Origin of the sequence: Marivirga lumbricoides (assembly GCF_014636295.1) — a bacterium.
GTDB classification, from domain to species: domain Bacteria; phylum Bacteroidota; class Bacteroidia; order Cytophagales; family Cyclobacteriaceae; genus Marivirga; species Marivirga lumbricoides.
Genome location: NZ_BMEC01000020.1, coordinates 1 through 14,634, shown reverse-complemented (window position 1 = coordinate 14,634; position 14,634 = coordinate 1). Strand labels below are relative to the sequence as shown.

Here is a 14,634-nt window from a genome sequence, read left to right as displayed (position 1 = left end):
TCCCATGTTTTGTAAGCAAAGTAATAAGCGTGTCAACTCTCTTTTTTGGACACTTTGGTACAAATACAAACAGCTGCTTTAAATAAATGAAGGACTACTTGGCCCTTCTCATCAATTTTGGTGCTGCCAGCCTTTCACGGAGAGCCTGCATGTCTTCGCTCACTTTCTTCTCCACCACCTTTGCATAAACTTGGGTAGTGGTGATCTTTGAATGGCCGAGCATTTTACTCACCGTCTCCAAAGGTACGCCATTACAAAGAGTTACGGTGGTGGCAAATGTGTGTCTGGCCAAGTGAAAGGTCAGGTTCTTTTCAATTCCGCACAGGTCGGCAATTTCTTTCAAGTAGGAGTTCAGCTTTTGGTTAGAGATCATAGGGAATACCGATCCTTTCTGCAATGCCCTAGGATGGGTCTTGTATTTCTCTATTATTTCCCAGGCTTTAGGAAGGATAGGAACCCTTACTGGCTGGTCAGTCTTTTGCCTGCAGGTCGAAAGCCAGTATTCTCCGTCTATGCCAATGGTAATGTTGGATGGCGTCAGGTTCATTGCATCGATGTAGGCCAGCCCGGTATAGCAGCTGAATACAAACAGATCCCTTACCCACTGCAAACGTACAATTTTGAAGTCTTTGTTTTCTACTGCCTCGAGTTCTTCATGATTGAGAAAATCCCTATCCACTCGATGAAATTTAAGTTGGTACTTATCAAATGGATCCCGACTTACCCATTCCATTTTTACAGCCATGGTCACCATTTTCCGGAAACGTTCCAAGTGCTTCATCACTCCATTGTTACCAAGCGGTTTCTGGTGGTCTTTGGGTTTGTAGTTACGGAGGTAGAATTCAAAGTCTGTGATGAACTTGTACGACAGTTCCGAAAGGAACATGTCAGTAGTGCCAAAGCGCTCTTTCAAAAATCGGTGGATGTACTTCTGAGTGGTGAAGTAGTTTTTCATCGTACCCCAAGCCAGTGTATCTCGCATAGCCTGGTTGTGATAATCCACCAGCTTGCATAAGGTGAAGTCTTTTTGATCTGTGCCCAGGAACATGCTTTTGATAGCATCTGCGGTGATCAATCGCTTTTGCACTTGCATCTCCTGGTAGCATTCCATGATACGGGCCTGGACTTCATCCAAATAATGATTAAGCGATTTGATTTCTTCCCGGCTGCCCTTGGCCATGCCTTTGCTGCCATTCCAGTCGCCTGGTTTGATCCAGCGTTTCAATGATATTTCTACCCTGCGGCCATCAACGGTGACCCTGGCATAGATTGGGAGTAGGCCATCTTTGGCCTTGTTCGTTCTTGTGATGAACTGAACTCCGAAGGTGTTTGTAGTTCTCATGACAATTCAGCTTTTGAGTGTTTGTGTTAAAATGATTCCTCTCGTGGTGAACTGCTTCCACAAGGTCACTCAAACAGACCTAAAGCAGTTCAAAATGTGTGATGCAACTATCTGTTTTACAGTTATTTGCATCAATCTGGTGAACTAAAATAAACCATTCATTTGGTTCACCGAATAGGTCTCATTTTTGCTGAAATTGTCTAAATCGAACTGATACGTAAAAAATAAAAAAGCCCGCAAATCGTAAGATTTGCAGGCTTTTGGGTTCAGATGAACCTTTGTTGTCGGGGTGGCAGGATTCGAACCTACGACCTCCTCGTCCCAAACGAGGCGCGATACCGGGCTACGCTACACCCCGCGACATTATTGTTAATTTCTTTTATTCTTTCTCTGAAACACTCTTTCAGAACTCCGTGCGGAGGAGGGGGGATTCGAACCCCCGGAACCTATTACTAAGTTCGGCAGTTTAGCAAACTACTGGTTTCAGCCACTCACCCACTCCTCCAAATCGTGTGATATCGCTATCTCTTTCCGAATTGGAATGCAAATATAAGGGAATGATTTAAACTTATACAAATAGCCTCCCGAATATTTTGAAAAAAAATGCACTTTAATTCGTAAGTTTTTGTGAATCAGTGACTAAATATTTTTAATGATTTATTTTTTTTGAAAAGCTGATAATTTATGCACTTACTAAGCCTTCATTTTAATTTTCAATTGTCAAAATTCGCTATCTTTAATCTTTTCATTTCAACATACTGTTGGGCTTTCCGTTTCGTTTTATATTTTTGTGTTAAACATTGCTTATGACGTGGATTAATTCTTTGGGAACAGAGGAAATTTTCTTTATTATCATTTTTCTTGGGCTATACTTTGCCTATACCTTCAGGGTTTTTACTGTAGCAAAAAGAATTGGACAGGCTTACTCCAATGTGCTTCCTAAATTTTTATTACGTTCCGCTATTTTCACCTTGCTTATTATGGCCCTACTCGGCCCGGCTTTCGGAGAAGATAAACAAGAAGTTAAAGCAGTAGGAAAAGATATTATGATTGCAGTAGATCTTTCCGAATCCATGAATGCACAGGATATATCCCCCACAAGGCTTGAAAAAATAAAATTCGAACTGAAAAATATTGTGGACGCTTTCAGTTCTGACAGGATCGGACTTATCATTTTCTCCTCAGAAGCCTTTGTGCAATGTCCTCTAACTTATGATCAGAATGCACTTAATCTTTTTATTGAAACCCTGAACACCGGTCTTGTACCTGGCGCGGGAACAGATTTTGGTTCTGCTTTGTTTTTAGCGTACGATAAATTGACGAAGGATGAAGAGGTTGCTGAGAATCAGAAATCTAAAATTATTATTTTGATAAGTGATGGAGAGGACTTTGGTGAGGAAACCGAGCAGGCAGTATCAAAAATTGATGAGTCCGGCATCAGGTTATTTACACTTGGCGTTGGCACAGAAAAAGGAAGTAAGATAAATACGCGCAGAGGCTATAAAAAAGATAACAGAGGGAATGAGGTAGTCACTAAGCTGGAATCTGGTTCTTTAAAGAAAATAGCGCGTGAAGCAGATGGGAAATACTTTGAAATTAATTACATGGATAACGAAGTGGGTCGCTTAATTGCCACCATTAACACTATTGAGGGAGAATTGAAAGACACCAGAATAGTAGATGTTTCTGCTAACAAATTCTTTTACTTTCTTGGAGCAGCATTTTTGCTCTTACTGCTTGATGTATTTACATCCGTAAAAATTATAAAAATATGAGCTATAAAAGTTTGATTATTGTATTTTTTGGCCTATTCGCAAGCATTGATGTCTTGGCGACTGATCCAATCAGTAAAATTGCCAATGCTAATGAAGCGAAGGAATTAGCTATGGATGCTTATGTAAACCATAAATTTGAGGATGCAGTTAAATACTACACCTACCTGCTCGATTCACTCGATTATGACAGTGATGAGGCAAGATTAAATAGAGCGCACGCTTATTTTCAACTGAAAGACACAATTAACGCATTTGATGGGTACAGAAGTTTAAGTACTGCTGAAAATAAAGAAATACGCTCTACTGCATTTCTTCAAATGGGCAACCTTTCTGAGCAACAGAAAGAGTATGAAAACGCCCTTAGTTACTTCAAAGAAGCACTAAAAACCAATCCTGCTAATCAGGAAGCCAGGTATAATTATGAGTTGTTGAAGAAGAAAATGAAAGAGCAGGAGAAGCAACAACAGAATCAGGATAATAAAGATCAGCAAGGGCAGGATAAGGAAGGCCAGGAAAAGAAAGAAAGCGAGGAGCAGGATAATAAAGAAGGAAAAGACGGAGATAAGCAAAAAGAGCAGGAGAATCAGGATAAGTCTCAGGAAGATAAAGAAGGTAAGCAAGACAAGGAAAAACAGGATGCTGAGGATAATAAAGAGGGGAAAGAAGGAGAAGAAAAATCTGATGCTGAGCAAAAGAAACAACAGGAACAACAAAATCAGGAAGCTAAAGAAGGGAAGAAAGATGAGCAACCTATGGAGCCTTCTACACGTGAGAAATTACAGCAGATGAATGTTTCAGAAGAGAAAGCCAAGATGATATTGGAAGCTTTGCGAAATAAGGAGGCCCAGTATTTTCAGCAAATGAGGAAAAAGGCTACAGAAAAACCGAAATCTAATAAGCCTGATTGGTAAACATTTTTAAAGGTCAGTATTTGTCACTGGCCTTTTTCGTTTAATTGAAAATGCGCTTACTAATCTGTTTAATTAAGCAAACGTTTGTTACTCTAAATTGAGGAATTGTATAAATTAAATTTTAATAAATTAATATCAATAGAATGAAAGAAGTATATATTATATCAGCAGTTAGAACGCCAATTGGTAGTTTTGGAGGAAGTTTATCAAGCCTCACAGCCATTGAGTTAGGTTCAGCAGCTATTAAAGGGGCTCTGTCCAAAGCAAATGTTGATGCGAAAGAAGTAGATGAAGTATTTATGGGAAATGTGGTTTCTGCTAACTTGGGGCAGGCTCCTGCCAGGCAGGCAGCTATAGGTGCCGGACTTGGTTTTAATGTGCCATGCACTACCGTAAATAAAGTGTGTTCTTCAGGAATGAAATCTGTAATGTTTGGTGCGCAAAGCATTATGCTGGGCCATGCAGATACCATTGTTGCAGGGGGTATGGAAAGCATGTCTAACATTCCTTACTATATTCCTAAGGCCAGATATGGTTATAAATATGGAAATGGAGAGCTGGTAGATGGCTTGTTGAAAGATGGTTTATGGGAAGTGTATAACAAGTTTCCAATGGGAAATTGTGCAGATAATACGGCTAAAGAAATGAATATTTCCCGTGAAATGCAGGATGAATACGCAATTAATTCTTACAAAAGAGTGGCTGCTGCTACAGAGGCTGGTCATTTTAAAGATGAAATAGTACCTGTTGAAGTGCCTCAGAGGAAAGGTGATCCTATCTTGGTGAGTGAGGATGAGGAGTACAAAAATGTAAGCTTCGATAAGATACCGAATTTGAGGCCGGTTTTCTCAAAAGAAGGAACTGTAACAGCTGCTAATGCATCTACTATTAATGATGGAGCATCAGCACTTATTTTAATGAGCAAGGAGAAAGCAGAAGCTCTGGGATTAAAACCAATTGCTAAAATCAGGGGATTTGGAGATGCAGCTCAGGACCCGATCTGGTTTACCACTGCCCCTTCACTGGCTATTCCTATTGCTATGAAAAGAGCAGGTGTTTCTAAAGAAGATGTAGATTATTTCGAGATTAATGAAGCGTTTTCAGCCGTGGCATTAGCGAATAATCAGCAATTAAATCTTGATCCTTCTAAGGTAAATGTATTTGGTGGTGCGGTTGCTTTAGGTCATCCGCTTGGAGCTTCAGGAGCAAGAATTATGGCTACTTTGCATTCTGTGTTGCGCAATAAAAATGGTAATATAGGTGTAGCCGGTATTTGTAACGGTGGTGGAGGTGCTTCCGCTATCGTAATTGAAAAAATGTAAAAAGCAGCTAGTTTTATATTAGCATTATATACCTTTATCCCGGTTTCCTAAAAATAGAATAGGAGCCGGGATTTTTTTATTTGCATTTTCCACTGAGGAACATAATTTCGTTTTCTGCTGTTTATGTGGACTATTTTCAGCATTTTCACGTTGTGAAGTTAATTTGTTATAGTATACCAAAAATTTTAAAATAAAAAACCATTGATCTCTTCCAGCCTTAGCTTTATACCTAAAACCTTCATTCTTTCACTAAGCCTTTTGCTCTTCGGTCAATTCGCTATAGGTCAAAAGCTGAAAAAACTAACCTTTTACTACGATAGTGCCCGCACTATGCCTAAAGAGGTTTTTTATATTGCCAATAATGACACTTCTCAGATAGAGGGGACATACAAAAAATTTTACGATACGGGGGAATTGCTTGCCGAAGGAGAATTTAAGAATGGTAAGGAAATCGGAGAATTTGAAATGTATTATCCCGATGGGAAACTGATGCGCTCTACCACTTATAAAGAAGGTAAAAGGACTGGAAAAACAATTGTATATGGTGAAGAAGGCAATAAAATTCAGGAAGCTACCTTTGTAAACGACACACTGAATGGTAAAATCATTCTTTATTATGAATCGGGAAAAATGAAAAGTGAAAGCAGCTTTTTAAAGGGAAAACCCGATGGCCTGGTGTTGGAGTACTATCCTGATGGTAAAATTCAGCAAAAAATCAACTATAAAAATGGTAAGCCCAATGGTGTTTCCGAGAGATACTACCCTAATGGCAATTTAGAAACTGTTGAAACCTATATTAATGGAGATCTCAATGGTACCTTTAAAACCTTTTATGAAAATGGACAGGCGCAAACAGTCTTTGAAAATGTGAAAGGTAAAAAATCAGGAGAGCTTAAGAGTTACGATCAGGAAGGGAATTTGCTGCTTGAAAGTAATTATCGCAATGGGAAATTGAATGGTATTAATATCAGTTACTATCCAAATGGAAATATTAAAACCCTTAGAAACTACAAGGATGGATTTTTAACAGGGGAGGTAAAAGAATTTACAGAAGATAGCGTACTGATTTCCTCAACAGTATACAGTCAGGAACAGCAAAATAAAGAAGTAACTACTTTTTACCCTTCTGGCAAAAGTAAATCTGTAGTCTATTTCAGAAATGATGCTCCTGAAGGAGAATGGAAATATTATTATGAGAGTGGCACCGAGAAAAAAGTAGAGAATTACAGCAATGGAATGCTGGAAGGTACGGTTATCAGCTTCCATGAGAATGGAAACGTAAAATCAGAAGCTGATTACAAGGCAGGCAAAAAGACAGGTATAGAACAGACTTACTATGAAAATGGGAATAAATTGTCTTCTAAAATCTACAAGTTTGGTAAGCTGCATGGTGAATACCTCAAGTACCACCCTAATGGAACTATAGCGATTGAAGGCAAATATGCAGGTGATAAAAAGGTAGAGGAATGGCTTTATTATAGTGAAAATAAAAAGCTTCAGAAAAAGGAAATCTACTTCAATGACCAGCTTAAAGAAACTATTCTCTCCAATTAATTATAAATTACGAATGGGTTAATTACGAAAAGCTAACTACTAACGATTAATTCTTTAGGCTACTCATGGAAAATGAAATTGAACTCAAAAACCAGATATACTAACCTTAAATAGGAAAACTAAGTATAAAACCTCAAAAAAAGAGAAATTTTGCAAGATATTGAGGTTTCAATTACGCTTTAAGGCATTTTAAACAAGATTTTATTCTTTATCTTTTTGCTACTATATAACAAGACTTGATTTCCTTCAATTGAAAACTATTCTATCTCGTAAAACACCCCTGTAGTCCCAGCCAGCTGGCTGGGACAGCCACACTGCTTAAGATTAGCAGAAAACTAAAAGCATCAACACTATTTTCTATCGTAAGAAAAGTTTTGTTATCTCTTTTGAGGTTCAGTTCAAAGGACTGCGATGACTTGATCAAAAAGATGCAAAAAATCAAGATCCGCCAGCTGGCTGGCTCCCACGCTACAATTCAACGCGCTCCCCGCCTTTTTGTCACCAGCCCGCTCGGTTTTAGCAAGACTTGTACAGAGAACGATCGGGATATTATTTGTTATCCAACAGTGCAGTATTTATCATGAGCATCCTCTTTAATCTGAATCTTGCAATAATTAACAAATGACTATTTCGCTAACTCCCAATTAACCAATTACCAATTAACCAATTCCTAATTATTAATTAAACCTCTACTCCCTCACGTAAGCCTTAAGAATTAAATCTTTAGCGGGTTTTCTAGGATCGTTGGAGAAAACAGTTACTCTTTTTACCTGTGAGCCACCTGTTCCTGCGGTGTCAAAAGTTACTTTGATTTCACCTGTGCTGCCTCCTTTAAAATCCCTCTCTTTCAACTCAGTTTGCAAACAATTGCAGGTAGGCTTCATCTTCCTGATGTTCAGCTTGTCTTTTCCTGTATTCTGAATCAGAAAACTATGTGTAAGCACCTCGCCCACATTTACATGCCCGAAATCATAAGTATCTTCTTCAACCTGAAGCCGTGGAGCTCTGGCAAGCTCCCTTTCCGTCATAGGAGGGAAATATTCCATTACTGTGGCTATTATCGACAATGCTTTATAGTGGTCCTTATCTTCATCAGTAAAGAGCATGATCTGATCATTCAGAAAGCCAAAGTCATTCCTCTTTTTCGTTATATATGTAACCATTAGCTGCCCGTAACTTTTCGGAGGAACAACTTTTGGAGAGAGTTGTAACTGGATAAAATCCCCTGCAACTTGTCTTTCCAGAAAGGAAATAGTGTCTTCAGACTGATTAAAAAATGCAAAGCTCTTCTGTACCGGTTTTTCAGTAGTAATAGTTCCGAAATTCAAATACTGGCTTTTAAACCTTAAATCACCAATGGCAAAAGGAAGTTTGTCTTCAATGGTAAGTGATCTGGGTTCTACAAAACCAGATATAGTCAATAATGAAATTGGAGGTGTTCCATTGCTGGTTACAGTGACAGTTTTTTCAAAACCTCCTGGTTTATTAAGTGGATTAAATGCCACTACTATGTGTCCTGTGTCTCCTGGTAGTAATGCTGTTTTCTCCCAATAAGGAGTAGTGCAACCGCAGGAGCTTTGAACATCTACTAATTTTAATGAGTCACTTCCTACATTAACGAATTTGAAGGTATGCTGCACTTCTCCATCAGACTCCTGAAGTGTGCCAAAATTGTACGATTCCTCAGGAAATATAATTTTATTTTCATTTTGTTGTGCGAAAATGAAATTGTGGAAAAAAAATGCAAAAACAATACTGATAGTATTCCTAAGCAAATGATTATTCTTCATAAATTCGTTTTTTATTAATAACGCGAAGTTAAACATTTCTTCTCTGATGCTTGAATGATTATAACGTAGATGTTGCTGATTTCATACGAGGGTGAAAATATATATAAGCTTAATTGTATGAACATGTGATTCAATATCTCAATTAAATACTTTCTGAAACACAATAAATAACTTAATATAAATTATGAAGAATGCTAATATTAGCCTCCTGATTGTAAGGATAGCAGCAGGAGCAATGATGTTAACCCACGGATATCCTAAATTTCTCAAATTAATTGCTGGTGATTTTGCTTTTGCAGATCCTATAGGAATGGGGCAGGAGCTTTCATTAATATTAACCGTACTGGCAGAATTTGGCTGCTCAATATTACTTATCTTAGGCTTATTTACTCGCTGGGTAGCTATACCATTAGCATTTACTATGTTGGTAGCTGTCTTTATTGTCCACGGGGCTGATCCATTTTCGAACAAAGAGTTTGGATTGTTATATTTAGCTTTGTTTTTGGTGGCAGCTTTAAGTGGCCCCGGTAAATACAGTATCGATAATTATAGAAGAAAATAATTTAGAGTAAGTAAAAAAATAAGCATGTCACGAATATTAACAGGTATCCAAAGTTCAGGAAAACCCCATTTAGGGAATCTTTTAGGAGCCATCATCCCAGCTATCAGGTTGTCTCAGGATCCTAAAAATGAATCTTTTTTCTTTATAGCAGATTTGCATTCTCTTACTACTATTAAGGATGCACAAAGCAGAATTGATAATGTTAATGCTGTGGCAGCTGCATGGCTTGCTTTTGGGTTTGATACAGAAAAAAACCTTTTATACAGACAATCAAGAGTACCTCAAACAACTGAACTTGCATGGTACTTAAGCTGCTTTTTCCCTTTCCAGCGATTAACACTGGCACACTCTTTTAAAGATAAGGCCGACAGGCTTGCCGATGTTAATTCCGGATTGTTTAGCTACCCTATGCTTATGGCTGCCGACATATTATTATATGATGCCGAGTTTGTGCCTGTAGGTAAAGATCAGATGCAACATATTGAAATTACCCGTGATGTGGCTTCACGTTTTAATCACCAAATGGGCGATACGTTTGTTTTACCGGAAGCTAAAATTGATGAGAACATCATGACCATTCCTGGTACAGACGGGCAAAAAATGAGCAAGTCCTACGGGAATACCATAGATATCTTTCTTCCTGATAAAAAGTTGCGTAAAAGAGTAATGGCTATCATTACAGATAGTACCCCTATGGAAGAACCTAAAAACCCTGATAATTGCAATGTTTATAATATTTATAAGCTATTGGGTAGCGAAGAACAAAATCAGCAGATGCGGAAGAACTATGAGGGGGGTAATTATGGTTATGGCCATGCAAAGCAAGAGCTTTATGAGCTGATAGTGGAAAAGTACAGTGCTGAAAGAGAGGCTTTTAATTACTATATGGAAAACCCGGGAGAGTTGGATAAAAAACTAAAAAAGGGAGAGGCCAGAGCTTCTGAAATAGCTAATAAAACGCTGGAAAAAGTCAGGAAGGTTTTAGGTTTTTGAGATAAAATAGGGTTTCGTAATTAGAAAAGTTAATAGCTCAACTTAGGCTGATAAGACCTAACGTAATAGCAGAAATTAAAATCGGATACAATAAAATTAGTTAATTACAAGTAATGAATAACATACAAAAAATAGCCAACGAACTATCTGTTCAAACTTCTCAGGTAGAAGCAGTGGTGCAACTGATTGAGGGAGGGGCAACGGTGCCATTTATCTCCCGATACAGGAAAGAGATGACTGGCAGTTTGGATGAGGTAGCAGTTGCTGCTATCCGTGATAGAAGTCAGCAACTGGAAGAGCTCGACAAGAGGAGAGAGGCTATTTTAAAATCAATTAAAGAGCAGGAGAAGCTTACTCCGGAATTGGAGAAAGAAATAAATGCTGCAGAAACAATGGCCCGTCTTGAAGATATTTACCTTCCTTATAAGCCTAAAAGAAGAACTAAAGGTACAATTGCAAAGGAAAAAGGGCTGGAGCCTTTGGCAACAAAGATCTTTGAACAGGGTAATTTTGATGTGCAGGCAGAGGCAAGCCAGTACATTGATGAAGAAAAAGAAGTTAAAACTGTTGAAGAAGCATTACATGGTGCCAGGGATATTATGGCTGAGTGGATTAATGAAAATGCTGAAGCAAGAGATGCTTTAAGGAAGCTGTTTTATGAAAAAGGAATGTTCCATTCAAAAGTCCTTACCGGTAAAGAGCAGGAAGGGCACAAGTACAAAGATTACTTTGAATGGGATGAACCTGTAAAAACAGCACCATCGCACAGGGTGTTGGCTATGAGAAGAGGTGAGAAAGAGATGATTTTGATGCTGGATATTAAGCCGGAGGAGGATGAAGCGATTTATATCCTGGAAAAACATTTTGTGAAGCATGAAAATGAGGCAGGGGAGCAAATAAAGCTAACAATTGCTGATGCTTATAAGAGATTACTGAAACCATCATTGGAAACTGAAATCCGTATTCTCACCAAAAAGAAGGCAGATGAGGAGGCTATAAAAGTATTCTCTGAAAATTTGAGACAGTTATTGCTTTCCGCCCCACTAGGTCAGAAAAACGTAATGGCGGTAGACCCCGGCTTCAGAACAGGTTGTAAGCTGGTGTGTCTGGATAAGCAGGGCAAGCTCTTATTCAACGAGGCTATTTTCCCGCACGAGCCACAAAGACAGGTGCAAAAATCTGCTGCTTTAATCCTGCAGCTGGTAAATAAATATAATGTAGAGGCGATTGCTATCGGTAATGGTACAGCAGGAAGGGAAACTGAAAAGTTTATCAATGAAATAGGATTACCTAAAAGTGTGTTAGTGGTGATGGTGAATGAAAGTGGTGCTTCTGTTTATTCTGCCTCGGACGTAGCAAGAGAAGAATTTTCTGATTATGACCTGACTGTTCGTGGTGCAGTTTCCATTGGTAGAAGGCTGATGGACCCGCTGGCTGAATTGGTTAAAATTGATGCCAAATCAATCGGGGTGGGGCAGTATCAGCATGATGTAGATCAAAATGCTTTAAAATCAGGATTGGACGATACTGTAATGAGCTGTGTGAACGCTGTAGGTGTTGAAGTAAATACGGCAAGTAAACAACTACTTACATATGTTTCAGGTTTAGGTCCACAAATCGCACAAAATATAGTAGAATACCGAAATCAGAATGGGCCATTCAAAACTAAAGAGGAACTGAAGAAGGTACCACGTTTGGGCGAGAAAGCCTATGAGCAGGCAGCTGGTTTCTTAAGAATAAGTGATGCTGAAAACCCGTTGGATAGCAGTGCAGTACACCCGGAAAGCTACAGTATTGTAGAGCAAATGGCAAAAGATGCACAGGCTTCCATCAGAGATTTGATGACAGGCAAAGAACTGCGTGAGCGCCTGGATATGAAAAAATATATCACAGAAACCATCGGATTGCCTACTTTAAAAGATATTATGCAGGAATTGGCCAAACCGGGTCGTGATCCGCGTGAGCAGTTTGAAGCATTCACCTTTACAGAAGGGGTGAACAGCATTGGTGACTTGAGAGTCGGCATGAAATTACCGGGCATCATTACCAACATCACTAATTTCGGAGCTTTTGTAGATGTAGGGGTACACCAGGATGGATTAGTGCATGTGAGCCATTTGGCTGATAAATTTGTAAGTAATCCTGCTGAAGTAGTTTCAGTGGCTCAAAAAGTAGAGGTAACCGTTTTGGAAGTGGATGAAGCTAGAAAGCGAATTTCATTGTCCATGAAGAAAGATCCTTTTAATAAGGAAAGCGAAGGCAGACCAAAAGGCAAGTTCAGCACAAAGAAAAGAGAAGAGAAAACACCGGAAGGAGATTTTCAGGCTAAATTAGCTGCTTTAAAAGGCAAGTTTGGTTAATTATTATTAAATGAATGAACTCTCCCCCTTTCTTAAAAGGGGATTTTACCGATAGAAACTTATACATATTTAGGGATGGCTATAAATCTCAAAGTAACAAAGGGATTAGCTAATAAGTAGATATAGCTGCTTTAAGAAGCAACTGAGGGTGATTATAGAAGATGAGTTAAGTTGGTTTTAGTCAAAAGTTTGATTGGTTAATATTCATGGTTGTTTGGTAAACATTTAAATATGTCTCTTTTATGCAAGTTGCATAACATATCGTCTGCCCTAACAGACGAAAGCAGGAGGGACGAAAGTTTAGCGGGATAGCGTAAGGCTTGAGAGTGGAAGCATTAAACTTTCTTGATTTTTTGTATCTTTTTTATCAAGAAAAAAGATTAGGTAAAGCCATAATTATCTTTCAAGATCAATCCTCTTCAAAATCAAAGCATAAAAAAAGGTATCGACTAAGCAGTCGATACCTTTTTTACTTTATAGATATGTTTTAAGCTATTACTTAGCCATTTTTGAAATCAAATCAGCAGCTCTGTTAGAGTAACCCGCCTCATTATCATACCATCCAACAACTTTCACCATTTTACCTGAAACAGAAGTTAAAGCTGAATCGAAGATACATGAATGAGTGTTGCCTACAATATCAATAGAAACAATAGGGTCTTCAGTGTATTCCAGAATACCTTTCATTGAAGTTTCAGAAGCTTTTTTCATGGCAGCATTAATTTGCTCTATAGAAGCCTCATTTTTCAACTCTAATGTAAAATCAGTTAATGAACCATCAGGAATTGGAACCCTCATAGCAATACCATCTAATTTACCTTGTAGGTGAGGTAATACTAAACCTACCGCTTTAGCAGCACCTGTTGAAGTAGGAACAATTGAATAAGCAGCAGCACGAGCTCTTCTTAAATCTTTGTGAGGCGCATCCTGTAAATTCTGATCTGCAGTGTAAGCATGTACTGTAGTGATAAAACCTTTTTCAATGCCAAAGTTATCATCTAAAACTTTAGCCATTGGAGCAAGGCAGTTAGTAGTACAAGAAGCATTAGAAACGATAGTCTCTTCGCCAGTCATTGCATCTTCGTTTACGCCTAATACAATAGTAGTGATATTACCTTTTGCAGGAGCAGAAATAACTACCTTTTTAGCACCTGCTTTTAAGTGTTTTCCTGCATTTTCTTCGTCTACAAATAAACCAGTAGATTCCAAAACTACTTCAACCCCTAATTTTCCCCAAGGAAGGTTAGCCGGATCACGCTCAGCCGAAACTGTAATGCTTTTTCCATCTACAACAATAGCATTTGATTCGTGACTTACTTCACCAGGAAATTTACCATGAACAGAATCATATTTTAATAGATGTGCTAAAGTTTTGGTATCTGTAAGGTCGTTAATAGCTACAACCTCTACATTTTCTTTTTGCATGAGTGCTTTGAAGGTTAGCCTACCAATTCGGCCAAAACCATTAATAGCAACTTTTACTTTTGACATGTTGATATATTGTTTTGTTGAGTTAAATGTTGATGTAAATATAAAGCTACTTACGAGTATTATCAAATTAGGATGGCATTCGTTTCGTTAAGAAAAATAATATCATCTTTTTTTCAGTGAAGTTTTGCAATTAAAAATTAGCCATCTATATTTGCATCTCCATTTAAAAACGGCCCGTTCATCTAGGGGTTAGGATATCAGGTTTTCATCCTGGAAACAGGGGTTCGATTCCCCTACGGGCTACTTTTTTAAATGGAATCATGGGAATAAGGCCCGTTCATCTAGGGGTTAGGATATCAGGTTTTCATCCTGGAAACAGGGGTTCGATTCCCCTACGGGCTACGAAGGCTGTCAGCAATGGCAGCCTTTTTTATTTTGCACGCATTTACATACATTAGTATAAAATACGGATCAACCCGAAAAGTTGGGGAGTAGTAATTTCAAGCATAGATTCTTGAGAGTCTATAGAGGAAGAAAGCTACGTTTTTGACCCCTCTGAACTGAGCTCTAAAGGCTTTGATCTTTGCATTAAAT

The 14,634-nt window shown here is 38.4% G+C and carries 10 protein-coding genes and 4 tRNA genes; 9 read left to right on the top strand and 5 right to left on the bottom strand.

Going from position 1 to position 14,634, the window contains the following annotated elements; genetic code table 11:
* Positions 1 to 94 precede the first annotated feature (94 nt).
* From IEV85_RS22855 to IEV85_RS22845, 3 genes are all read right to left on the bottom strand, one after another.
* A complete protein-coding gene (locus IEV85_RS22855; protein ID WP_188467598.1) occupies positions 95 to 1,342 on the bottom strand; it encodes a site-specific integrase in 1,248 nt (415 codons plus the stop codon).
* Positions 1,343 to 1,626: 284 nt separating this feature from the next.
* A tRNA-Pro gene (locus IEV85_RS22850) sits at positions 1,627 to 1,700 on the bottom strand.
* Between the two features lie 58 nt (positions 1,701 to 1,758).
* A tRNA-Ser gene (locus IEV85_RS22845) sits at positions 1,759 to 1,847 on the bottom strand.
* 301 nt (positions 1,848 to 2,148) lie between these two features.
* Between IEV85_RS22845 and IEV85_RS22840 the strand changes: the two genes are divergently transcribed.
* From IEV85_RS22840 to IEV85_RS22825, 4 genes are all read left to right on the top strand, one after another.
* Positions 2,149 to 3,117, top strand: coding sequence for a vWA domain-containing protein (locus tag IEV85_RS22840; RefSeq protein ID WP_188467597.1), 969 nt, complete (start codon positions 2,149 to 2,151; stop codon positions 3,115 to 3,117).
* Positions 3,114 to 4,028: a tetratricopeptide repeat protein gene (locus IEV85_RS22835; protein ID WP_188467596.1), complete on the top strand. Its 915-nt coding sequence runs from the start codon at positions 3,114 to 3,116 to the stop codon at positions 4,026 to 4,028. The genes IEV85_RS22840 and IEV85_RS22835 overlap by 4 nt, the downstream gene beginning before the upstream one ends.
* 143 nt (positions 4,029 to 4,171) lie before the next feature.
* Complete coding sequence (locus IEV85_RS22830) at positions 4,172 to 5,350, top strand: acetyl-CoA C-acyltransferase (protein WP_188467595.1); 1,179 nt, start codon at positions 4,172 to 4,174, stop codon at positions 5,348 to 5,350.
* A 201-nt stretch (positions 5,351 to 5,551) separates the two neighbouring features.
* Positions 5,552 to 6,904 carry a toxin-antitoxin system YwqK family antitoxin gene (locus IEV85_RS22825; protein WP_188467594.1) on the top strand — a complete coding sequence of 451 codons (1,353 nt, stop codon included), beginning with the start codon at positions 5,552 to 5,554 and terminating at the stop codon, positions 6,902 to 6,904.
* 689 nt (positions 6,905 to 7,593) lie between these two features.
* Here the strand turns inward: IEV85_RS22825 and IEV85_RS22820 are convergent.
* Entirely contained in the window at positions 7,594 to 8,694 is a 1,101-nt protein-coding gene (locus tag IEV85_RS22820) for a DUF1573 domain-containing protein (RefSeq protein ID WP_188467593.1), read from the bottom strand.
* Positions 8,695 to 8,878: 184 nt separating this feature from the next.
* Here IEV85_RS22820 and IEV85_RS22815 point away from each other — a divergent pair, with 184 nt between their 5' ends.
* The 3 genes from IEV85_RS22815 (at position 8,879) to IEV85_RS22805 (ending at position 12,609) form a co-directional block, all read left to right on the top strand.
* A complete protein-coding gene (locus IEV85_RS22815) occupies positions 8,879 to 9,256 on the top strand; it encodes a DoxX family protein (protein ID WP_188467592.1) in 378 nt (125 codons plus the stop codon).
* Positions 9,257 to 9,280: 24 nt separating this feature from the next.
* Positions 9,281 to 10,249, top strand: a complete 969-nt coding sequence (gene trpS / locus IEV85_RS22810) for a tryptophan--tRNA ligase (RefSeq protein WP_188467591.1) — start codon at positions 9,281 to 9,283, stop codon at positions 10,247 to 10,249.
* 113 nt (positions 10,250 to 10,362) lie between these two features.
* Positions 10,363 to 12,609, top strand: a complete 2,247-nt coding sequence (locus IEV85_RS22805) for a Tex family protein (RefSeq protein ID WP_188467590.1) — start codon at positions 10,363 to 10,365, stop codon at positions 12,607 to 12,609.
* A 495-nt stretch (positions 12,610 to 13,104) separates the two neighbouring features.
* Here the strand turns inward: IEV85_RS22805 and gap are convergent, their stop codons facing one another.
* Positions 13,105 to 14,100, bottom strand: coding sequence for a type I glyceraldehyde-3-phosphate dehydrogenase (gene gap, locus IEV85_RS22800; protein WP_188467589.1), 996 nt, complete (start codon positions 14,098 to 14,100; stop codon positions 13,105 to 13,107).
* A 171-nt stretch (positions 14,101 to 14,271) separates the two neighbouring features.
* On the opposite strand from gap, the gene IEV85_RS22795 reads away from it, so the two are divergent.
* Positions 14,272 to 14,343, top strand: a tRNA-Glu gene (locus IEV85_RS22795).
* A gap of 27 nt (positions 14,344 to 14,370) precedes the next feature.
* Positions 14,371 to 14,442, top strand: a tRNA-Glu gene (locus IEV85_RS22790).
* Positions 14,443 to 14,634 lie beyond the last annotated feature (192 nt).

Excerpts from the sequence above, each read along its gene's own strand:
- IEV85_RS22835 (WP_188467596.1), top strand. The coding sequence starts at position 3,114 with ATGAGCTATAAAAGTTTGATTATTGTATTTTTTGGCCTATTCGCAAGC.
- IEV85_RS22805 (WP_188467590.1), top strand. The coding sequence starts at position 10,363 with ATGAATAACATACAAAAAATAGCCAACGAACTATCTGTTCAAACTTCT.
- IEV85_RS22815 (WP_188467592.1), top strand. The coding sequence starts at position 8,879 with ATGAAGAATGCTAATATTAGCCTCCTGATTGTAAGGATAGCAGCAGGA.
- IEV85_RS22830 (WP_188467595.1), top strand. The coding sequence starts at position 4,172 with ATGAAAGAAGTATATATTATATCAGCAGTTAGAACGCCAATTGGTAGT.
- IEV85_RS22855 (WP_188467598.1), bottom strand. The coding sequence starts at position 1,342 with ATGAGAACTACAAACACCTTCGGAGTTCAGTTCATCACAAGAACGAAC.
- gap (WP_188467589.1), bottom strand. The coding sequence starts at position 14,100 with ATGTCAAAAGTAAAAGTTGCTATTAATGGTTTTGGCCGAATTGGTAGG.
- IEV85_RS22840 (WP_188467597.1), top strand. The coding sequence starts at position 2,149 with ATGACGTGGATTAATTCTTTGGGAACAGAGGAAATTTTCTTTATTATC.
- trpS (WP_188467591.1), top strand. The coding sequence starts at position 9,281 with ATGTCACGAATATTAACAGGTATCCAAAGTTCAGGAAAACCCCATTTA.
- IEV85_RS22820 (WP_188467593.1), bottom strand. The coding sequence starts at position 8,694 with ATGAAGAATAATCATTTGCTTAGGAATACTATCAGTATTGTTTTTGCA.